The following is a 19,177-nucleotide window of genomic DNA, read 5'->3' as shown; positions in this document are numbered from 1 at the left end:
CGAGCTATCGTCCGAGAGATCTTCCGCAACCTCAGAACCGATCTTGCGCATCCCGAGACATAGAACTATCCAGCGGGAGCGGGGGCGGGGCCGGGGGCGCCGCCTCCGCCAGCTGGCGGGCGCGCTCGGCGACGTAGGGCGGCACGGGGTGCGTCATGACGTAGGGGCGGTCGTGCTCGATCGCGTCGAGCACGAGCGGGCCGACCGTGTCGGGGTCGATCGCGCCGGGCGCCTCGGCACCCGCCCGCATCGGAGCCCCGTCGGTGTAGCTCGACCACGGCACGACGCCGCGCGTCTCGGCGCGCTCGGCCTCGGGCCGCAGCCGCTCGCTGCCGGCGAAGCCGGTGTGCACGGGACCGGGGTAGAGGAGCGTGACGCCGATGTCGAGGCCTGCCGCCTCGTACTCGGCGCGCACCGCCATCGAGAAGCCGTCGATCGCCGCCTTCGACGCGGTGTACGCCGCGTGGCCGGGCACCGGCCGCAGCGTCGCCGCCGACGAGGTGTTCACGATGTGCGACGGCAGCGGCGACGCGGCCATGCGCGGCACGAACGCCCGGTGGCCGTGCAGCGCGCCCCAGAAGTTCACGCCCATGATCCACGCGAAGTCGTCGACCGACGCATCCCAGCTCGCCCGGTAGGGCCGCCACGTGACGCCCGCGTTGTTCACGAGCACCGCGATGTCGCCGAGCTCGCGGTGCGCCGCATCCGCCAGCGCCTCCACCTCGGCGAGCTGCGACACGTCGCAGCGCACGGCCACGGCGCGACGGCCGAGCGCGCGCACCTCGTCGCGCACGCGCTCGGCCGCCGCCATGTCGACGTCGGCGACGACGACATCCATCCCCGAGCCGGCGAGCGCCATCGCGATCGAGCGTCCGATGCCGCCGCCACCGCCGGTGACGACCGCACCCCGCCCGCGCAGCTGCTCGCGACGCATCCGCGGCTCAGTTCTCGGGGAAGCCGAGGTTGAGGCCGCCGTGGCTCGGGTCGAGCCAGCGCTGCGTGATGGCCTTCTCGCGCGAGAAGAAGTCGAAGCCGGCGGCGCCGTAGGCCTTCGACGAGCCGAAGAGCGACTGCTTCCAGCCGCCGAACGAGTGGTAGGCCACGGGCACCGGGATCGGCACGTTGACGCCGACCATGCCGACCTGGATCTCGCGCTGGAAGCGGCGGGCGGCGCCGCCGTCGTTCGTGAAGATCGCCGTGCCGTTGCCGAACGCGCCCGAGTTGATGAGCTCGACGCCCTCCTCGAACGACTGGATGCGCACGATCGAGAGCACCGGGCCGAAGATCTCCTCCTCGTAGGCCTTCGACGTGGTGGGCACCTTGTCGAGCAGCGTCGGGCCGAGCCAGAAGCCGTCCGCCTCGCCGTCGACCTCGATGCCGCGGCCGTCGATGACGACCTCGGCGCCGTCGGCCTCGGCGATGCCGATGTAGCCGGCGACCTTGTCGCGGTGCGCCTCGGTGATGAGCGGGCCCATGTCGGTGCCGCGGCGGCCGTCGCCGATGCGCAGGGTCGCGACGCGCTCCTGCACCTTCTCGATGAGGGCGTCGGCGACCGAGTCGATCGCGAGCACGACCGAGACGGCCATGCAGCGCTCGCCCGCCGAGCCGAAGCCGGCGTTGACCGCCGCGTCCGCGACGAGGTCGAGGTCGGCGTCGGGCAGCACGAGCATGTGGTTCTTCGCGCCGCCGAGCGCCTGCACGCGCTTGCCGTGCTTGGCCGAGGTCTCGTAGATGTACTGCGCGATCGGCGTCGAGCCGACGAACGAGATCGCCTGCACCTCGGGTGCCGTGAGCAGCCCGTCGACGGCGACCTTGTCGCCGTGCAGCACGTTGAGCACGCCGTCGGGCAGCCCGGCCTCCTTGAGGAGCGCGGCCATCCACATCGCGGCCGACGGATCCTTCTCGCTCGGCTTCAGCACCACCGTGTTGCCGGCGGCGAGCGCGACCGGGAAGAACCACAGCGGCACCATCGCGGGGAAGTTGAACGGGCTGATGATGCCCACGACGCCGAGCGGCTGCTTGACGGAGAAGACGTCGACGCCGGTCGAGGCGTTCTCGGAGTACGCGCCCTTCAGCAGGTTCGGGAACGCGGTCGCGAGCTCGACGACCTCGAGGCCGCGCGCGATCTCGCCGCCCGCATCCGCCAGCACCTTGCCGTGCTCGCTCGTGATGATCTCAGCCAGCTCGCCGCGGCGCTCGTTGAGCAGCTCGCGGAAGCGGAACATGATCGCCTGCCGCTTCGCGATCGACAGGTCGCGCCAGGCGGGGAACGCCGCCGACGCCGACGCGATCGCCGCGCGCACGTCGGCGTCGTCGGCGAGCGAGACGTGCTTCGTGACGACGCCGAGCGCTGGGTCGTAGACGGGCGCCGTGCGGTCGCCGGCGCTCTCGTGGGGGCGGCCGTCGATCCAGTGGTGGACGGTCGTCGTCTCGGTGGTCTCTTCGGTGATGCTCATGGATGCTCCTGGTTGCGTTGGGGTCGTGGGTGGTTTCGACTCGGTCTGCGCGCTTCGCGCACGGACCGGCTCAACCAGCGGGAGTCACGCGTAGATCGCGCGGTACAGCTGCTCGACCTGCTCGGCGGTCGGCACGCGGGGGTTGTTGTTGGGCGAGCCCGAGGCGAGCGCCTGCTGCGCCATCACCGGCACGCGCTCCTCCCAGAGCGCCTGCTCGATGCCGCGGCTCGCGGGCGTCGGCACCTCGACCTCGTGGGCGAGCGTGCGCAGCTCGGCGACGAGCGCGTCGGCGGCCGCCTGGTCGTCGCCGTCGGCGGATGCGACGCCGAGCGTGCGCGCGCACGTCGCGTAGCGCTCCACGGCGTGCCCGACCGAGAAGGCGGTGATCTCGGCGAACAGCATCGCGTTGGCCATGCCGTGCGCGATCTGGAAGTGCCCGCCGAGCGGCCGGCTCATGCCGTGCACGAGGGCGACGGATGCGTTCGAGAACGCCATGCCGGCGAGCGTCGCCGCCGTCATCATCTCCTCGCGCGCCTCGCGGTCGTCGCCGTCGCGGTAGGCGCGGCGCAGGTAGCGGCCGATGCGCGAGATCGCCGCGAGCGCGTACACGTCGGAGACCGGGTTGGCCTTGCGGCTCACGTACGCCTCGATCGCGTGGGTGAGCGCGTCGATGCCGGTGTCGGCGGTGAGGCGCGGCGGCATCGAGAGCGTCAGCTCGTAGTCGACGACCGCGGCCTTCGGCAGGTAGCCGGGGCCCGCGCACAGCATCTTCTCGTTGTTCGCGCTGTCGGTGATGATCGTGAACTGCGTCACCTCGGAGCCCGTGCCGGCCGTGGTGGGCACGGCGATCACCGGCAGCGCCGGCCCCATGAACTGGAACGGCGCCTTGAGCTCGCGCATGTGCCCGCCGCGCACGGCGAGCACCGAGAGGGCCTTCGCGGTGTCGATGGGGCTGCCGCCGCCGAGCGCGACGATGCTGTCGGCGCCGTGCTCGCGGATCGCGGCGAGGCCCGACTCGAGCGAGTCGGTGGTGGGGTCGGGGATCGTGCCGTCGTAGACCGCCGCCTCCATGCCCGACGCCGCCAGCGACTCCGCCACCCGGGCCGCGACGCCGGTGGAGACGAGGAAGCGGTCGGTGACGACGATCGGCCGCGCGGCGCCCGAGGAGGCGAGCAGCTCGCCGATGCTGTCGACGCTGCCCGCGCCGAATCGGAGGATCGGGGGAGTGTTGATGTCGATGCTCACCGGGTGCACGCCTTCGTGGTTCTCGGCCCCGCAGGACGGGGATGGATGCTCCCAGCCTGGGATGCGCGGATGCAGGCGTCAACGCCCAAACGCGCAGACTCGACTGCAGAAGTGCAGAATGGATGCATGGACGCCGAGAACCTGCGCTACCTGCTCGAGGTGGCCCGCACGGGCCGGCTGCGCGACGCCGCCGCCCGCCTGCAGGTCGACGAGACGACGGTGTCGCGGCGCATCAGCCGCCTCGAGCAGGAGCTCGGGGTGCGCATGTTCGACCGCACGCCGCAGGGCTGGCGCATCACCGAGCCCGCGCGGCTCGTCTTGCCGCACGCGGAGGCGGTCGAGTCGAGCATGGCGCGGGCGCTCGAGGCGGTCGTCTCGCGCGCGGGGGACCTCAGCGGCACCGCGCGCCTGCTCGCGCCCGACGGCTTCGGCGCCAACGTGCTCGTGCCGGGGCTGCGGCCGCTGCTCGACGCGCATCCGGGCCTCTCGGTCGAGGTGATCACCGCGACGAGCCACGACCTCATCACGGCGCGCGACTTCGACGTCGCCGTCACGCTCGAGCGGCCGTCGCCGCGCGCCGCGGCCGTGCAGCACCTCGCCGACTACGAGCTGCGCTGCTACGCCTCGCGCGCCTACCTCGAGCGCCACGGCACCCCGGCCACGGTCGAGGAGCTGCGGCGCGACCACGACCTCATCTGGTACGTCGAGGCGCTGCTCGACGTGGCGCCCCTGCGCATCCTCGACGAGCTGCTGCCGCGCGCCCACGCGCGGCTGCAGACCAACAACATCACCGGCCAGCACAGCGCCGCGCGCGCGGGCCTCGGCGTCGCGCTCCTGCCGACCTACATCGGCGGCGCCGACCCCGAGCTCGTGGGCGTGCTCCCGGAGGAGCTGCGCATCCGCCGCACCTACTGGCTCGTCGTGCCGCGCGACCTCACCGAGCTCCTGCGGGTGCGCGTCATCACCGACGCCATCCGGTCGCTCGTCGCCGAGCACCCGCACCTGTCGAGGGCGACGGTGTGACCCGGTTCAGGCCTGATCGGTCCGCGTTCCTGTGAGCACGATCAGTCCTGGACGAGTGCAGCGAGGAACGGCCGATTCACGAACGCCTTCGTGCGGCCTGATGGCAGTTCCGTCATCAGGCCGCTATCGCTCAGCCGATGAAGCCAGTTCGAAGCGGTCTGGCGCGTGACGCCGCAAGCCTCCACGACGTCACGGATGGTGACGTAGGCGTTGCGGAAGAGGACGTCGACGAATTTCGTGCTCACCCCGTTCGGCAGGACACGATCGATCTCTTCGGCGGCCGTCGTGAAGGCAGCGCGAACGCGAACGGCTCTCTCGAGCGACCAGTGGGAGCCATCGCGAACCGCGAGCAGCATGAATTCGAGCCACGGCTCCCATGCGTCCTCTGCGGTGACGGCGAGCAGGCGCTCGTAGTAGTCGCGCCGCCGGTGGTTGATCATGCCGGACAGATAGAGCACGGGCTGCTCGATCAGGCCGCTCTCGATGAGCAGAAGTTGGTTCAGGATGCGGCCCGTTCGCCCGTTGCCGTCGTGGAACGGGTGGATCGCCTCGAACTGGTAGTGGCTGAGCGCCATCCGAGTGAGCGGGTCGACCGATGCATCGTGCACGTAGGTCGCCCACTCATCGAGCAGTGAGGCGATCCGCTCGTGGCCCTCTGGGGGCGTGTAGACGCGCGTTCCGTCTGGACGACCGATGTAGACGCCACCTCCCCGCCGGAACTGCATCGAATGACCCATGAGCTCATCGGCGACGAGGGTCGCCACCGCGGGGGAGACGGGCCGAGCACGGAGTGCGTCCACGCCTACGATCAGTGCGCTTCGTGCCCGCAGGGCTTCGGTGGTTGCGGGAGTCGGAGTTCCGACTCCCGCGGCCTCGCGCAGGAGCTCATCGCTGGTGGTGACGATGTTCTCGATGGCCGAAGAGGCCTGCGCCTCCAAGATCGGAACGACGGCCGCGAGCACGCCCGGATTCGGAATGGAGCGAGCTGCCTCATCCGCGCGCCCCAGTGCGCTTGCCGCCTCGAGCAGCAGCGTGCTGGGAGGCTGGACAGGGCGCGGACGTGGCGGCAGGTCGTTGTACGGTTCGTGCGGGGTCCACGATGACATGTCGGCTTCCTCAACACTTCGGTCGAATGTGTTACCCAAACAGCCAAGAAGTTAACACGTTCGCCGGAAATGTTCGCGACGTCGACAGGTGCTGGGGACAGCGGCCCGGCCGCTACGCGACCCGGTCGGGCGGATCCTCGCCCTGCAGCAGCCGCCGCGCCCGCGCGACGGCGCCGGCCTGCAGGGCGTCGAGCGAGCTGCGCGACTTCCACGCCGAGTGCGGCGTGAGCACCGCGTTCGGCGCCGAGCGCAGCGGGTGGTCGGTCGCGAGCGGCTCGTGCTCGAAGACGTCGAGCCCCGCGCCGCCGAGGTGGCCGCTGCGCAGCGCGTCGGCGAGCGCGAGCTCGTCGACCAGGCCGCCGCGGGAGACGTTGACGATGACGGCCCCGCGCGGCATGCGCGCGATCGCGTCGGCCGAGAGCAGGTGCCGCGTCGCGTCGGTGAGCGGCACGTGCAGCGACAGCACGTCGGAGGTGTCGATGAGCTCGTCGACGTCGGCGGCCGGCACCGCGTCGAACGCGGCGACCGGGTCGTGCGCGCGCACGTCGGCACCGAGGTCGCGCCACCAGGTCGCCACCCGCCGCCCGATGCGCCCCATGCCGATCACGCCGACCCGCAGGCGGCTGAGCACCGGGCTGTCGAACGGCACGGCGCTCGCCCAGGCGCCGCGGGCGATGGCGGCCTGGCCCTGGGGGATGCGCCGGCTCAGCATGAGCCCGAGGGTGAGGGCGTGGGAGGCGACCTCCTCCGACGACGCGTCGGGCACGATCGAGACGGGCACCCCGAGCTCGGCCGCGGCGGCGACGTCGATGTTGTCGTAGCCGATGCCGTAGCGCACGACGCCGAGGCACCCGGGCATCCGCTCGAGGTCGTGCCGCTCGAGCCGCACGTAGGGCGTCACCATGACGACCGCGGCCTCGGGCAGCGAGGCCGCGAAGGCCGCGGCATCCGGGGCGGCGACGAGCTGGACCCCGAGCTCCGCCGCGAGGGCCTCCTCACGGGCGAGGTCGGGGAACTGGTGCGGGGCGACGAGCAGCGTGCCGGGGGCGGGCGTCACCGGGTCATGCCCCGCCCGCGCCGACGACGCGGTTGCGCAGCGTCTCGACACCCGCGAGCTCCGTCTCGAGCAGCTGCCCGGGCTCGAGGTGGCGGGGCGGCTGCATGCCGTGGCCGACGCCGCCGGGCGTGCCCGTGGCGATGATGTCGCCGGGGCGCAGCCGCACGAGGGCGGAGGCGTAGGCGACGAGGTCCGCGGGCCCGAAGACGAGCTCGTCGATGCTGCCGTGCTGCACGACCTCGCCGTCGACGCGCGTCGTGATCTCGAGGTCGCCGCGCAGCGGCGCGACGATCGACCCCACGGGCGTCAGGCTGTCGAGCGCCTTCCCCTGCAGCCACTGCGTGGTGCGGTACTGGTGGCCGCGCGAGGTGACGTCGTTGAGCGCGAGCACGCCGAGCACGGCGTAGGACGCGGTCTCGCGCGGCTCGTCGCGCACATGCGCGCCGACGACGAGGGCGATCTCGCCCTCCCAGTCGAGCTGGTCGACGTCGGCCGGCCGCGCGATGTCGTCGACCGGCCCGATGCAGGAGTCGACGAACTTTGCGAAGAGGGTCGGATGCGTCGGCGCCTCGCGCCCCATCTCCTCGATGTGCGGGCGGTAGTTGAGCCCCACGCAGAGGATCTTCGCCGTCTCGCGCACGAACGGCAGCGGCTGGGTTGCGGCTTCGTCGAGCACCTCGCCGGTCGGCGCCGGCACGGCCTCGAGCACGCGCCCGCCGTCCCAGTCGCCGAGCACCGAGAGCCCTCCGGCGTCGCGCCGCACGAGCAGGTCGCGGCCGTCCTCCGCGCGCACGCGCTGCAGCATCACGTGCCGGCCTCGAACGGCGAGGCGACGCCGGCCGCGGCGGCGAGCGCCTCGACCTCGTCGGCCGTCGCGGCCGCGAGCGGGATCGCCTCCGCGGTGCGCGCCGCGGCGGCGCGCTCCAGGTCGCCGGGCGCATAGACCGCGTCGACGCCCGGTGCCCGCGGGCTCCGGCGGATGCGGTCGGCCAGCCGGTCGGTGCGCTCGGCGACGGTCTCCCCGGCCTCGAACCGCGACGCGTCGATGCCGACGAACACGTGCGAGCAGTCGTTCGGCTCGTCGCGCTGCTTGTAGAGGCTGCGCACCTCGCCGGCGATCGCGCCGCCGCCGAGCACGCCCGTGAGCACCTCGATGAAGAACGCGAGGCCGAAGCCCTTGGCTCCCGCGGCCGGCAGCAGCAGTCCTGCGCGCGCCGCCGACGGGTCGGTGGTCGGCGCGCCGTCGGCGTCCGTCGCCCACGTCGGCGGGATCTCGGCTCCCGCGCGCTCGGCCTCGATGATCTTGCCGAGCGCGACGGCGGAGAGCGCCATGTCGGCGACGTGCGGCGCCTCGCCGCCCGGGGCGGCGATCGAGAGCGGGTTGTTGCCGAGCACCGCTTCGGCGCCGCCGACGGCGGGCATGAGCGGCGCGGTGTTGGCGGCCACGATCGCGACGAGCCCCGCCTCGGCCATGCGGCTGCTGAAGGCACCGGCCCGCCCGAAGTGGTCGGCGCTCCGCGTCACGACGACGGCCATCCCGGCCGAGCGCGCCTTCTCGATGCAGAGGTCGACCGCGCGGGCAGCCGACCAGGCGCCGAAGCCGTGATCGGCATCGAGGATCGCGCCGGTCTCCCACTCGCGCTCCACGGTCACCGCGTCGTCGCCGCGCACGGCGCCGCTGCGCAGCCGCTCGAGGTAGATGCCGAGGCGGGAGACGCCGTGCGAGGCGACGCCGTGGCGGTCGGCGTCGACGAGGCCGTCGGCCACCGCCTCGGCGACCGCCTCGACGCATCCGCCCGCCACGAGGATGTCGCGCACCGCGCGCTGCAGGCGCTCGGGCGCGACCGGCCGTGCTGCCGCCGTCATGCGGCGCGCAGCCTGCCGCCGCGCGCCGCGGCCGCCGCGAACTCGTCGGCGGCTGCGAGCACGTGCTCGGCGTAGGGGAGCAGGCGCCGGCCGTCGTCGGTGAGCCGCACCTGCCGGGCGCGCTCGACGAGCTCGCACCCGAGGGCGATCTCGAGCTGCTTGATCTGCAGCGAGAGCGCCGGCTGCGTGATGAACAGCACCGACGCGGCGCGGCCGAAGTGCAGCTCCTGCGCGAGCGCGGCGAAGCACTGCAGGCGCCACAGGCTCAGCCCGTTCACGCCGAGACCCCCTCGAGCGAGCGCGCGACCTCGGCCGGCTCGCCGTCGACGAGGTACTCGTCGGGGCGGAACCGGCCGCTCTCGCGGCGGAACTTGTGCATGAAGTCGGGCCACACCGTCGTCAGCCGGCCGAAGCGCTCGTCGACGTACCAGCTGTGGCAGCCGCCGTTCAGCCACACGGTGTCGGCCGCGCGCGCGTCGACCGAGTCGACGAAGCGGTCCTGCGCCTCCTGGGTGATCTCGAGCGTCGACGCACCGGTGCCGTCGAGGAAGTCGAGCGCGCCGAGGATGTACTGGATCTGCGACTCGACGATGTAGATGATCGAGCCGGCCCCGAGGCCCGAGTTGGGCCCGTTCATGATGAAGAGGTTGGGGTAGCCAGCGACCGTGCTGCAGGCGTAGGCCGCCCCGCCCCGCGTCCAGGCGTCGGCCATCGAGCGGCCGTCGGCGTCGAAGATGCGGTGCGTGATGGGCAGGTCGGATGCCTCGAAGCCCGTCGCGAGCACGAGCGCGTCGAGCTCGTGCTCGACCGTGCCGCCGTCGGCGGTGGCCGTGACGATGCCGCGCTCGGTGACCTCGACGATGCGGCCCGTCTCGAGCGCGACGCTCTCGCGCAGGAACGTCGGGTAGTACTCGTTCGAGATCAGGATGCGCTTGCAGCCGATGAGGTAGTCGGGCGTCAGCTTGTCGCGCAGCTCGCCCTCGGGCACCTGCGCGGCGAGGTGGTCGAGCGCGGTCGCCTCGATCTTGGCGATGAAGTCGGCGATGCCGCGGCGCTGCGGGAAGCGCGCCTCGTTGCCCCAGAACAGCTCGTCGCGGAGCGCCTGCGCCGTCTCGGGCATGCGGCGGAACATCGCCTTCTGCGCGTCGGTGTACTCGTGGTCGACGCGCGGGATGATGTACGGCGCCGAGCGCTGGAAGACCGTCAGCTGCTCGGCGGTCTTCGCGAGCTCGGGCACGATCTGGATGCCGGAGGCGCCCGAGCCGATCACGCCGACGCGCTTGCCCGTCGCGTCGAACGAGTGGTCCCACTGCGCCGAGTGGAACATCGGCCGCTCGAAGCGCTCGAGGCCGGGGATGCTCGGCAGCTTCGGGTCGGAGAGGTGGCCGGCGGCGCTCACCACGATGTCGGCGCTGAAGCGGCCGGCGGTCGTCTCGAGCAACCAGTGCTGCTGCTCGGGGCGCCAGGTCGACTCGAGCAGCTCGGCGTCGAACGTGATGTGCGGCATGACGCCCTCGTCGATGGCCGCCTCGCGCAGGTACGCGTGGATCTCGGGCTGGGAGGCGTAGACGCGCGACCAGTCGGGGTTGGGGCGGAACGAGTAGGAGTAGAGGTGCGACTGGATGTCGCACGCGGCGCCCGGGTAGGTGTTGTCGCGCCAGGTGCCGCCGACGTCGCCCGCGCGCTCGAGCACGACGAAGTCGTGCTCGCCGCGGCGCCGCAGCTGGATGGCGAGGCCGAGGCCGGCGAAGCCCGAGCCGATGATGGCGATGCGGTGGTGGGTCGTGGACGGCTGGGCGGTGCTCGCCGTGGTGGATGCGGTCTGCATGGTGCGCTCCTGCTCTCAGGCGTGGTCGACGGGGACGATGGCGCCCGCGGGGTGCTCGTGCGGGTCGAGGGTGAAGTCGTCGATGGCGACGGCGAGCTGCGCCGGGCGCTCGACGGTGACGGCGTGGCCGCTCTCGATCTCGAGGTAGCGCGCGTCGGAGACGGCGCCGAACAGCATGCGCGAGTGGTGCAGCGGCACCATCGCGTCGTGCGTGCAGCCGACGACGAGCGTCGGCACCTCGATGCGGCTGAGGCCCGAGGCGATGTCGATGTCGCGGTTGAGGCGCATGATCTGGGCCGGGAAGGGCCGCGATGCGACCGCCTGCTGCAGCTCGCGCCAGTCGCGCTCGTTGCGGCCGACGACGAAGCCCGCCGAGTAGGCCATGAGCAGCGTGTAGCGGCTGAGGGCCTCGGGGTCCTCCTGCAGGCGCTGCCACAGGTCGTTGCGCAGCAGCTGGTGCCGGTCGGTCTTCGACCAGCCCGCGACGAGCGAGAGCGAGGCGAGCGCATCGGGCCGCTCGGATGCGAACGCGGCGGCGACGACGGCGCCGAACGAGTAGCCGACGAGCGCGACGGGGCCGTCGGCCGCGGCGTGCTCGACGACGGCGCGGAGCTGGTCGACCGCGTCGGCGAGCGTGAGCTCGGCGTCGTCCGTGGGCAGCTGCAGGTCGAACGCGACGACGCGCCGCGTGAAGCTGAGGATCGGGTAGACCGCCCAGAAGCTGCCTCGCGCGGTGCCCGAGCTGCCGTGCACGAGCACGATCGTCGGGGCCGTCGTCTCGTTGCCGCTGTCGTAGATCGGGATCGACCGCCCCGCGTGCTGCACGTGCCCGCTGGGCGTGACCAGCAGCGGCTCTCGCAGCGTGCCGTCGGCGTGCCAGGCGCTGCGCGTCTGCTGCTCGGCGTCCTGCTTCGTGACCATCGCCACCTCACTCCATCGTGATCTGGATTCTGATAGCGCACTATCAAAATGTGTTCTCTCGGAGGCTACACGGCCGATGCGGTCATGCCAATACGGCAAACTGATTGCGCGCTCTCATCGCGCATCCTTAGCATCGTGCAGGGTCGCGCGTCGCCGCTCCCGCACTACAGCCTTGCGACACAGACGGGATCGGTGCCGAGATGGCCGAGTCGATGGAGCGCACCCTCATCGCGGCACTGAGCGAGTACGTCGCTAGGTCCGCTGCCGAGCCGCTTCCACCGAGCGTCCGGCGCGCGACGAAGGTCGCACTCCTCCACAACCTCACTGTCGGCCTCGCGGCGACTGGCATGCCGCTGCCGGGCGTGCAGCCGGACCGCGCCCTGCCCTGGGCTGCGTCCCCGACTACGCCGACCGACCTTGCCTTCGCCACATCGCTCCGCATGGGTGCGAGGGCGCAGCACGACGAGCACCCACCCTCGGTCTCGCACCTCGGCAGCGCGGTCACTCCGGCGTGTCTCGCGATCGCTCCCCGCAACGTCGACGGCGGGCGACTGCTCGCGGCCATCGCGACCGGCTACCAGATTGGCGGCGTGCTCGGCACGGAGCTGCTCTCCGGGATGCGGTCGCGGGGGCTGCGGTCGACTGGGATCGTCGGCCCGATCGCGGCCGCGAGCGCCGTCGCTGTCGTGCTCGGGTTCGATGAGGCGAGCTCCGCCAACGCGATCGCACTCGCGACGAACCGCGCGGCGGGCCTCACCGAGGTCTGGCTAGCGGGCACCGACGAATGGCGCTTGCAGACCGCCGCCGCGGCGCGCGACGGCCTGGAATCGGCACTGTGGGCGGAAGCGGGCACGCGCGGCGCTCTGACTGTCCTCGAGGGTCGATCCGGGCTGTTGAACGCGCTCGGCGCCGCGCCGATCACCGCGCGGTCCCTCGCTCGAGCGCTCCGGGGTGAGTCTGTGATCGAGCAGGTCCTGCTCAAAGCCCACCCGGTGTGCGCGATCAACCAGGCAGCCGTGGACGTGGCGATCCGGCTCCGCGAAGGGGAGCCGGGCCTGCAGGATGACGACATCCAGCGGGTCGTCGTGCGGCTCGCCGACGAGGACGCCGCTTACCCCGGTATCGCTGTCGAGCACGCGCCGACCTCGTGGCCCCAGGCGATGATGGATGCCCGGCAAGGTGTGGCGGTCGCGCTCGCGGAGGGGAGGGTCGACGTCAACGCGCTGCACCCTGGGAGCGCGGCGGTTCAGCGTCTTCGCGGCCGAATCGAGGTCGTGGGCGGCATGCCGACGACAGGCGGGCATGGCGCCGAGGTCACGATCGAGCTCAGGAACGGCCGACGACTCCGCGATGCCACATCGAAGGTCGACGTGGATCCCGACCGCCAGGCTCAGTTGGCGAGCGAGTTGCTGCCACGGGCGGGCATCGTGCCGGACGTGGCAGAGCGACTGCCGGCGCTCGTCGACGGCTTGGACGAGCCGGGCGGCGTGGCGCGGCTCATCGACGCGCTCGGTGACGTCCCGCCTTGGGGGACTCTGTGCAGCGCATGATGCAGGCGGTCGCCGCGACCGCTTGGGGAGCGCCCGAGGTGCTGCAGATCGTCGACGTGCCGGTACCCGAACTGCTCCCTGGCGAGGTGCTCGTGCGGGTCGAGGCCGCGGGCGTCAACCCAACGGATTGGAAGTCGCGCGCCACCGGGGGTCGCCGGCTGTGGAGGGATCCGGCAATCCTCGGCTTCGATCTCGCCGGCGTGGTCGAGGCCGTCGCTGACGGCTCGCACACGCTCGAAATCGGTGACCGCGTCTTCGGCATGCCGCGCTTCCCATTGCCCGCCCAGGCCTATGCGCAGCTGGTAGCCGCGCCGGCCCGCCAGCTCACCCGGATCCCGGACGGTATGGGCTTCGCAGAGGCTGCATCTCTGCCGCTCGCGGGACTGACGGCGCTACAGGCGCTCGAGGACGCCGGACGGGTCCGGGCGGGCCAATCCGTGCTGGTGTGCGGGGCCGCCGGAGGGGTCGGGCGACTCGCAGTGCAGATCGCCGTCGCGCTCGGGGCCGCCGTCACGGCATGCGCCCGACCCGAGCGGCTCTCCGACCTTGCCGCGCTGGGGGCGAGCGTTGTCGGGGCCGCGCCCAGCGGCATCCCGTCTGCGCCCTCCCTTCACGCGGTGGTCATCGATCCGTTCGGCGGCGATCGCACGGCTGCGCTGCTGGCTTGGTGCAGCGCAGGGGGAACGCTCGTCTCGCTGATCCCAAGGACGTCGGCTGCGGTCCAGGCAGAGGCAGCTGCAAGCGGCGTCGCGCTTCGCCGCATCGTGGTCGAGCCGTCGGAGCGCGGCATGGCGCGGCTCGCATCGCTTGTCGCGGAAGGCCGGCTCAAGCCTCGCGTCGCGCTCGAGCTGCCGCTCATCGCCGCGGCCGACGCGCATCGCGCGGGCGAGCGTGGCGGACTCGACGGGAAGATCGTCCTGCGGCCCTGGCGGGGCGCGGATGGTGCTCGGCTTGAGGAGGAAGAGCGGTGACCACAGCGTCGGAGATGTCCGCGCGACAACGGGGGAAGCAACGCAAACGCGATGCCATCCGGGCGGCCGCCGCATCGCTCATGGCGTCGAAGCAGCTCGATGAGATCACCATGCGGGAGGTCGCGCAACTCGCCGGCGTGGGCGAGGCGACGCTCTTCCGCTACGTCTCGGGGAAGAGCGACCTGCTGCACATGGTCTACGGAGACGAACTCGACGCCGTCCTCGATCGCATCGAGGAGCGCGATGCATCATTCGTCGCCGCGAATGGTACCCACGTGACGGGTGATCACTGCGTCCTGCGGGTGCGCGCCATTTACTTCGAGCGGTGCGCGTTCTACCGCCGCAATCCCGAGAACTCCGCGCGGTACCTGCGGGAGGGCTTCCGCCCCGAGCACGGGCCGGCCTCTCGCAACATTGCTCAGGGTGACCGCACCATTCGCCTCGTCGCGTCGATCATCGACACGGGGCAGGCCAACGGCGTCCTCGACCTACGCCCCCACCCCTTGCTGGTGGCTCAGAATTGCCACGCGATCTACATGCACGAGATCGACCGCACGCCCGTACGAGGTTTCGACCCGGATGCGATCTGGGACCGCGTCGGGCCCAGGCTCGACGCGCAACTGAACCCGCTTGTCCCGCTCGCCGGACGCTGACCGCCCGCGGCGGTGCCGATGAGTCCTGCCGATCGGGCGCGGTTCGACGCTCACGAGTCCTTGTCGACGTCGCAGTAACCGAAGTACGCTCTCACTACTTCCAGGGAAGAAGACGCAAAGGAGCGGTCATGGCGGAGCGAGTGCTCATCACGGGCGGCGGCAGAGGCATCGGGGCGGCGACTGCCGAGCGCTGCCGCGCCGAGGGCTGGGAGCCCATCACGATCGATCTGCGCGACGGTGATATCGCGGCCGACCTCGGTGATCCGGACTCGACGCGCAAGGCCCTCGAGGAGGCGCTCGCCGATGGCCCGATCACTCGGCTCGTCAACAACGTCGGCATGATCGACGTCGCCGCGATCGAGGACGTGACGCTCGACCAGCTCGACCGGGTGGTGCGGGTCAACCTGCAGTCTGCGCTCCTCGCCGTGCAAGCGCTGCTGCCGGGCATGAAGGCGGCCGGCTTCGGTCGCATCGTGAACATCGCCTCTCGTGCGGCGCTCGGCAAGGAGGGCCGCACGACGTACGCCGCGACGAAGGCCGGCCTCCTCGGCGCAACGCGCACGTGGGCGCTGGAGCTCGGCGCGCACAGCATCACGGTCAACGCGATCGGCCCGGGTCCGATCGAGACCCCATTGTTCTCCCAGGCCAACCCGCCCGGGGCGCCCGCGACGCAGCAGATCATCGACTCGATCCCGGTGCGCCGAATGGGACAACCCGAGGACATCGCCCATGCGGTCGCGGGATTCCTCGACTCGCGCGCCGGGTTCACGACCGGCCAGACGCTCTACGTCTGCGGCGGCAAGACCGTGGGGCTCGTCACCGTCTGACGGCGACGCGGGTCAGGAGGTCTGACTCCGCGGCGCGGCGAGGGGCTCGAGCTGTGCGCGCAATCGCACCTCGAGTCTCTCCCATATGGTGGCCGGGTCGAAGCCGCGAACGGGCGTCCGGTCGATCTCGTGCATGTACGTGCCGTGGCAGTTCTGCGCGACGACGAGCGGGTCGACGATTCCGGTCAACGTGCCGACGTCCTGACCTTCCCGCAGGATCTGCGCGACAAGTCGGATAGTACGGTCGCCCTGTGAGATGTGGCGCGCGCTCTCCGTGCCGGGCTTGAAGCCCTCGCGCAGGTAGAGCGAAGCGTTCGCCGGGTTGATGAGGTAGAACGCGCATCGCAAACGGTAGGCGTTCAGGACGCGCTCGATGAAAAACGCCGCAGTCGGCGTATCGGCTCGGCGCTGGGCGACCATGCGCGAGTCTTCCTCCTCGATGCGGTTGAGCTCGGCATCGAGCTGGTCGCCGTAGACGATCGTCAGCAGCTCGTGCTTCGAGCCGATGTGGCGGAACAGCGTCGCCTCACCCATGCCGGCCTCAGCCGCCACAGCCTTCGTCGTGATCTCTTCGAAAGAGTGGGTCAGCAGGAGACGGGCGGCGGCCTCCGCGATCTGCTGCTGCCGCAGCAGTTTCGCCCGACCACGACGGCCGACCGGTCGGCCCGCAGGAGGAGCGCCTGTGTTCATCCTGCCCCCTCTCGCGCGGAATCGGCAGCGCTCCGGTCAGCGGCGCCGTTCCGACGACACTAGCCGCGCGACAAGCCGTGAGGTCGGCGGCGCAGTGATCAGGCGTCTTTATCGGGCCGCGATGCGCATTGACACCGCACTCACGCGCTCCTTAGGTTGAGGTCCCAAGTGATAGTGCACTTCGGTTATGCCGCATCGCGTGGCCCGGAGCGCCAGGATCGAAGGAGATCTCATGCGTCGTCGCACCCGTATTGGGCTTGCCGCCATTGCAGTCGGGGCTCTCGCCCTCTCGGCTTGCGCGAATACCACGGAGGGGAGCCCGACCGCCGGTTCGGACACCGGCGACGATAGCGGCCCGTACCGCGTCGGGGTGCTCGTCCCCACGACCGGCGCGCTCTCGGCCGTCGGTGAGGCGATGCGCGACGGCATTATGGTGCAGGCCGACATCATCAACGAGCAGGGCGGCGTCAACGGCCGCGAGATCGAGTTGATCTTCAAGGATGACCAGTCGACCCCCGAGATCGGCGTCACGGCGATGAACGAGTTCGTCCGAGACGACGTCGACGCGGTCCTGGGCGGGTACGCGAGCGCCGTGACGCTCGCAGTCCAGCCCATCGCGGCACGCGCCAACATGCTGTACTTCGTCGCGGGCTCGCAGACGTCGCAGATGTTCGGCGACGCCGACCCGAACGCGCTGCGCATCAACACCAACAGCGAGGTCGCCGGCTACTCTGCCGCCCGCTACATCGCCGACTCCGGCGCCGAGACCGTCGGCATCCTCTGGGAGAACAGCGCCTACGGCCAGGACGCCCTCGCCCAATTCGAGTCGGAGCTCGAGTCGATTGGCGGCGTGGAGATCGTCGAGTCGGCGCAGTTCGAGACGGGGGACACTGACTTCCGCACGGCCGTCGGCAACGTCAAGGCCGCCGACCCGGACGTCGCCATCACCTTCGCCTCTCAGGCTCTCACCGGGCAGGTCGTGCTCATGCAGCAGCTCACGGCCGCCGAACTCGACTCTCAACTGATGGCCGGATTCGGCACGGTGTTCCCGGAGACGATCGAGCTCGCGGGGGAGTCTGCCGAGGGCTGGATCTCGGCCGACATCTACTACCCGTCGAACGAGCCGTTCACGTCATACGAGGCGAACGTCGCTCTCTCAGAGGGTTATTCCGAGCTGCGCGGCGGCGAGGCACCCAACCGCTGGGCCGCGGTGACGGCGCAATCGCTCATCCTCTGGGCGCAGACCGTCGAGGAGATCGACACCACCGAGGCGGCCGCGGTCGCGGACGCGATCAAGGGCGGGTCGTTCGAGAACACGATCCTCGGCGACGTGACCGTCACCGAGCAGGGCCAGATGACCGCGACGGTGCAGATCTACCGCATCGAGGACGGTCAGCCGGTTCCCGTGCAGCCGATCGAGATCCCGGAAGGGGTGTGGCAGGTTGGCGCCGCTGACTGACGCAAGGACGGGCGGCGCGGCCGCGTCGCCCGTTCTGAGGGTTGAGGACCTCACGATCCGATACGGCGCGTACACTGCGCTCGAGTCCTTTGCCTGCACGGCTGACGCGGGCCGCATCCTCGGCCTCATCGGCCCCAATGGCGCAGGCAAGTCGAGCACCTTTGCCGGCATGACGGCATCGGTGCCGAAGGCGAGCGGCCGCATCGTGCTCGACGGCCAGGACGTGAGCCGGTGGCACAACCAGCGGCTCGCGCGCGCGGGCCTCCGTCGCACGTTCCAGCAGAACTCGTTCTTCGTCGAGCTCGACGTGCTCGAGAACGCGACGTCATCGCTCGTGCTCACGCGGGAGGTGGGGCTCGGAACGTCGCTCGTCGCGCCGTGGATCGAGGCGCGCAAGCGCTCCGACACCCGGGACCAGGCCGCGGCACTGCTTGAGCGCTTCGGCATCGCCTCGCGCTTCTTCGGCTCGAATCCTGACAAGCTGCCCTACGGCCTGCAGCGCACGATGTCGATCGCGCTCGCCTATGGCGAGGGGGCGCGGGCGCTCCTGCTCGACGAGCCGGCCGCGGGCGTGGGCGGCGAGGACCTCGAGCACCTGCAGCACGTGCTGCATGACCTGCGGGACGAAGGAGTCGCCGTCGTGCTCATCGAGCACCACATGGACTTGCTGATGGCAGTGGCGGACGAGGTGATCGTGCTCGACCGCGGTAGGACGATCGCTGCCGGCACCCCTCAGCACGTGCAGGCGGACCCTCACGTACTCGAGGCCTACCTCGGGACCGCGGCATGAGCCGCGACGTGCTCGTCGCCAGCGAGGTCACGGTGCGCTACGGCGGCAACCGGGCGGTCGACGGCATGTCGATGCGCATCCGCGAGGGGGAGCTCGTCGCGGTAGCGGGCGGCAACGGCGCCGGCAAGAGCACTTTCGTCGGCGCCGTCGCGGGCTGGTCCCGTGGCACGCCGACGGTCACCGGCCGCGTCGAACTCGCCGGTCGCGACATCTCCGGCCTCTCGGCGCACGCGCGAGCCCGGCTCGGCGTCACGCTCGTACCGGAGGGACTGGGGGCGTTCGCCCAGATGACCGTCAAGGAGAACCTCACGCTCGCTCGACCCCCGAAGGACGCAGCCAGGCGGGCGTACGAGCTCGACGAGATCTTCGAGATCTTCCCAAACCTGGGCGAGCGCCAGGGGCAGATCACGGGCAGCCTCTCGGGCGGTGAGCGGCAGATGGTCGCCGTGGCCCGGGCGCTCCGCGGCGCACCGCAGGTGCTCATCCTCGATGAGCCATCCGTCGGGCTCGCGCCGAAGATCGTCGAGGAGCTCCTTCGGAGCGTGCGGCGGCTCGTCGACACGACTGGGCTCGCCGTGCTGCTCGTCGAGCAGAACGTGCGTGCCGCGCTCGCCGTCGCCGACGAGCTGCACCTCATCGAGCGCGGAAGGACCGTGGTGCAAGGGCCCGCCGCCGAACTCGCCGATGATCCGCGCATCAGCGCCGTCTACCTGGGGGGTACCCACGCATGAGGCT

Annotated in this window: 19 protein-coding genes; 8 read left to right on the top strand and 11 right to left on the bottom strand. The window is 71.3% G+C overall.

Translation table 11 applies throughout. The features are described from left to right. Nucleotides 1-31 precede the first annotated feature (31 nt). The 3 genes from AC1RNL_RS12590 to AC1RNL_RS12580 all read right to left on the bottom strand — a co-directional run bounded on the left by AC1RNL_RS12590 (nucleotide 32) and on the right by AC1RNL_RS12580 (nucleotide 3,701). Nucleotides 32-934 carry an SDR family NAD(P)-dependent oxidoreductase gene (locus tag AC1RNL_RS12590; RefSeq protein ID WP_492935432.1) on the bottom strand — a complete coding sequence of 301 codons (903 nt, stop codon included), beginning with the start codon at nucleotides 932-934 and terminating at the stop codon, nucleotides 32-34. A gap of 7 nt (nucleotides 935-941) precedes the next feature. Next, nucleotides 942-2,456 carry a CoA-acylating methylmalonate-semialdehyde dehydrogenase gene (locus AC1RNL_RS12585; RefSeq protein ID WP_492935431.1) on the bottom strand — a complete coding sequence of 505 codons (1,515 nt, stop codon included), beginning with the start codon at nucleotides 2,454-2,456 and terminating at the stop codon, nucleotides 942-944. A gap of 84 nt (nucleotides 2,457-2,540) precedes the next feature. Next, nucleotides 2,541-3,701, bottom strand: a complete 1,161-nt coding sequence (locus AC1RNL_RS12580; protein WP_492935430.1) for an iron-containing alcohol dehydrogenase — start codon at nucleotides 3,699-3,701, stop codon at nucleotides 2,541-2,543. Between the two features lie 126 nt (nucleotides 3,702-3,827). On the opposite strand from AC1RNL_RS12580, the gene AC1RNL_RS12575 reads away from it, so the two are divergent. Further along, on the top strand, nucleotides 3,828-4,724 hold the full coding sequence (locus AC1RNL_RS12575; protein ID WP_128189021.1) for a LysR family transcriptional regulator: 897 nt from the start codon (nucleotides 3,828-3,830) through the stop codon (nucleotides 4,722-4,724). A gap of 41 nt (nucleotides 4,725-4,765) precedes the next feature. Here the strand turns inward: AC1RNL_RS12575 and AC1RNL_RS12570 are convergent, their stop codons facing one another. The 7 genes from AC1RNL_RS12570 to AC1RNL_RS12540 all read right to left on the bottom strand — a co-directional run bounded on the left by AC1RNL_RS12570 (nucleotide 4,766) and on the right by AC1RNL_RS12540 (nucleotide 11,502). Next, nucleotides 4,766-5,830: a Fic family protein gene (locus AC1RNL_RS12570; RefSeq protein ID WP_246993101.1), complete on the bottom strand. Its 1,065-nt coding sequence runs from the start codon at nucleotides 5,828-5,830 to the stop codon at nucleotides 4,766-4,768. A 112-nt stretch (nucleotides 5,831-5,942) separates the two neighbouring features. Further along, on the bottom strand, nucleotides 5,943-6,887 hold the full coding sequence (locus tag AC1RNL_RS12565; RefSeq protein WP_492935429.1) for a C-terminal binding protein: 945 nt from the start codon (nucleotides 6,885-6,887) through the stop codon (nucleotides 5,943-5,945). Between the two features lie 4 nt (nucleotides 6,888-6,891). Beyond that, the gene (locus AC1RNL_RS12560) at nucleotides 6,892-7,692 is read right to left on the bottom strand and encodes a fumarylacetoacetate hydrolase family protein (RefSeq protein WP_492935434.1); all 801 of its coding nucleotides are present in this window, start codon (nucleotides 7,690-7,692) and stop codon (nucleotides 6,892-6,894) included. Next, the gene (locus AC1RNL_RS12555; RefSeq protein ID WP_492935428.1) at nucleotides 7,692-8,753 is read right to left on the bottom strand and encodes an Ldh family oxidoreductase; all 1,062 of its coding nucleotides are present in this window, start codon (nucleotides 8,751-8,753) and stop codon (nucleotides 7,692-7,694) included. Before AC1RNL_RS12555 ends, AC1RNL_RS12560 begins: the two co-directional genes overlap by 1 nt. Then, complete coding sequence (locus AC1RNL_RS12550; RefSeq protein WP_310122690.1) at nucleotides 8,750-9,031, bottom strand: LysR family transcriptional regulator; 282 nt, start codon at nucleotides 9,029-9,031, stop codon at nucleotides 8,750-8,752. Before AC1RNL_RS12550 ends, AC1RNL_RS12555 begins: the two co-directional genes overlap by 4 nt. After that, on the bottom strand, nucleotides 9,028-10,581 hold the full coding sequence (locus tag AC1RNL_RS12545) for a flavin-containing monooxygenase (RefSeq protein ID WP_492935427.1): 1,554 nt from the start codon (nucleotides 10,579-10,581) through the stop codon (nucleotides 9,028-9,030). The genes AC1RNL_RS12550 and AC1RNL_RS12545 overlap by 4 nt, the downstream gene beginning before the upstream one ends. A 15-nt stretch (nucleotides 10,582-10,596) precedes the next feature. Beyond that, entirely contained in the window at nucleotides 10,597-11,502 is a 906-nt protein-coding gene (locus tag AC1RNL_RS12540) for an alpha/beta fold hydrolase (RefSeq protein WP_492935426.1), read from the bottom strand. Between the two features lie 200 nt (nucleotides 11,503-11,702). Here AC1RNL_RS12540 and AC1RNL_RS12535 point away from each other — a divergent pair, with 200 nt between their 5' ends. The 4 genes from AC1RNL_RS12535 to AC1RNL_RS12520 all read left to right on the top strand — a co-directional run bounded on the left by AC1RNL_RS12535 (nucleotide 11,703) and on the right by AC1RNL_RS12520 (nucleotide 15,503). Beyond that, entirely contained in the window at nucleotides 11,703-13,052 is a 1,350-nt protein-coding gene (locus AC1RNL_RS12535) for an MmgE/PrpD family protein (RefSeq protein ID WP_492935425.1), read from the top strand. Then, nucleotides 13,049-14,023, top strand: coding sequence for an NADP-dependent oxidoreductase (locus tag AC1RNL_RS12530; RefSeq protein WP_310123930.1), 975 nt, complete (start codon nucleotides 13,049-13,051; stop codon nucleotides 14,021-14,023). The genes AC1RNL_RS12535 and AC1RNL_RS12530 overlap by 4 nt, the downstream gene beginning before the upstream one ends. Next, nucleotides 14,020-14,676, top strand: coding sequence for a TetR/AcrR family transcriptional regulator (locus AC1RNL_RS12525; protein WP_492935424.1), 657 nt, complete (start codon nucleotides 14,020-14,022; stop codon nucleotides 14,674-14,676). Before AC1RNL_RS12530 ends, AC1RNL_RS12525 begins: the two co-directional genes overlap by 4 nt. Nucleotides 14,677-14,804: 128 nt before the next feature. Continuing rightward, entirely contained in the window at nucleotides 14,805-15,503 is a 699-nt protein-coding gene (locus AC1RNL_RS12520; RefSeq protein WP_492935423.1) for an SDR family oxidoreductase, read from the top strand. A 12-nt stretch (nucleotides 15,504-15,515) separates the two neighbouring features. Here the strand turns inward: AC1RNL_RS12520 and AC1RNL_RS12515 are convergent, their stop codons facing one another. Then, nucleotides 15,516-16,193: a TetR/AcrR family transcriptional regulator gene (locus tag AC1RNL_RS12515; RefSeq protein ID WP_492935422.1), complete on the bottom strand. Its 678-nt coding sequence runs from the start codon at nucleotides 16,191-16,193 to the stop codon at nucleotides 15,516-15,518. A 232-nt stretch (nucleotides 16,194-16,425) separates the two neighbouring features. Here AC1RNL_RS12515 and AC1RNL_RS12510 point away from each other — a divergent pair, with 232 nt between their 5' ends. Genes AC1RNL_RS12510 through AC1RNL_RS12500 form a run of 3 tightly spaced genes read left to right on the top strand, consistent with a single transcriptional unit; the run spans nucleotide 16,426 to nucleotide 19,173 of the window. Further along, entirely contained in the window at nucleotides 16,426-17,652 is a 1,227-nt protein-coding gene (locus AC1RNL_RS12510) for an ABC transporter substrate-binding protein (protein ID WP_492935421.1), read from the top strand. Beyond that, on the top strand, nucleotides 17,636-18,442 hold the full coding sequence (locus AC1RNL_RS12505) for an ABC transporter ATP-binding protein (protein ID WP_310122670.1): 807 nt from the start codon (nucleotides 17,636-17,638) through the stop codon (nucleotides 18,440-18,442). Before AC1RNL_RS12510 ends, AC1RNL_RS12505 begins: the two co-directional genes overlap by 17 nt. Beyond that, a complete protein-coding gene (locus tag AC1RNL_RS12500; protein ID WP_310122668.1) occupies nucleotides 18,439-19,173 on the top strand; it encodes an ABC transporter ATP-binding protein in 735 nt (244 codons plus the stop codon). The genes AC1RNL_RS12505 and AC1RNL_RS12500 overlap by 4 nt, the downstream gene beginning before the upstream one ends. Nucleotides 19,174-19,177: the final 4 nt, after the last annotated feature.

The sequence above is a fragment of the Agrococcus sp. GW821-FHT14H11 genome (assembly GCF_058803545.1).
This window is presented reverse-complemented; position numbering and strand designations above follow the sequence as displayed.

What these genes read in the sequence shown, in the direction of transcription:
- AC1RNL_RS12510 (WP_492935421.1), top strand. Translation starts at nt 16,426, where the DNA reads ATGCGTCGTCGCACCCGTATTGGGCTTGCCGCCATTGCAGTCGGGGCT.
- AC1RNL_RS12545 (WP_492935427.1), bottom strand. Translation starts at nt 10,581, where the DNA reads ATGCAGACCGCATCCACCACGGCGAGCACCGCCCAGCCGTCCACGACC.
- AC1RNL_RS12540 (WP_492935426.1), bottom strand. Translation starts at nt 11,502, where the DNA reads ATGGTCACGAAGCAGGACGCCGAGCAGCAGACGCGCAGCGCCTGGCAC.
- AC1RNL_RS12515 (WP_492935422.1), bottom strand. Translation starts at nt 16,193, where the DNA reads ATGAACACAGGCGCTCCTCCTGCGGGCCGACCGGTCGGCCGTCGTGGT.
- AC1RNL_RS12585 (WP_492935431.1), bottom strand. Translation starts at nt 2,456, where the DNA reads ATGAGCATCACCGAAGAGACCACCGAGACGACGACCGTCCACCACTGG.
- AC1RNL_RS12520 (WP_492935423.1), top strand. Translation starts at nt 14,805, where the DNA reads ATGGCGGAGCGAGTGCTCATCACGGGCGGCGGCAGAGGCATCGGGGCG.
- AC1RNL_RS12575 (WP_128189021.1), top strand. Translation starts at nt 3,828, where the DNA reads ATGGACGCCGAGAACCTGCGCTACCTGCTCGAGGTGGCCCGCACGGGC.
- AC1RNL_RS12555 (WP_492935428.1), bottom strand. Translation starts at nt 8,753, where the DNA reads ATGACGGCGGCAGCACGGCCGGTCGCGCCCGAGCGCCTGCAGCGCGCG.
- AC1RNL_RS12530 (WP_310123930.1), top strand. Translation starts at nt 13,049, where the DNA reads ATGATGCAGGCGGTCGCCGCGACCGCTTGGGGAGCGCCCGAGGTGCTG.
- AC1RNL_RS12590 (WP_492935432.1), bottom strand. Translation starts at nt 934, where the DNA reads ATGCGTCGCGAGCAGCTGCGCGGGCGGGGTGCGGTCGTCACCGGCGGT.
- AC1RNL_RS12570 (WP_246993101.1), bottom strand. Translation starts at nt 5,830, where the DNA reads ATGTCATCGTGGACCCCGCACGAACCGTACAACGACCTGCCGCCACGT.
- AC1RNL_RS12500 (WP_310122668.1), top strand. Translation starts at nt 18,439, where the DNA reads ATGAGCCGCGACGTGCTCGTCGCCAGCGAGGTCACGGTGCGCTACGGC.
- AC1RNL_RS12535 (WP_492935425.1), top strand. Translation starts at nt 11,703, where the DNA reads ATGGCCGAGTCGATGGAGCGCACCCTCATCGCGGCACTGAGCGAGTAC.
- AC1RNL_RS12560 (WP_492935434.1), bottom strand. Translation starts at nt 7,692, where the DNA reads ATGCTGCAGCGCGTGCGCGCGGAGGACGGCCGCGACCTGCTCGTGCGG.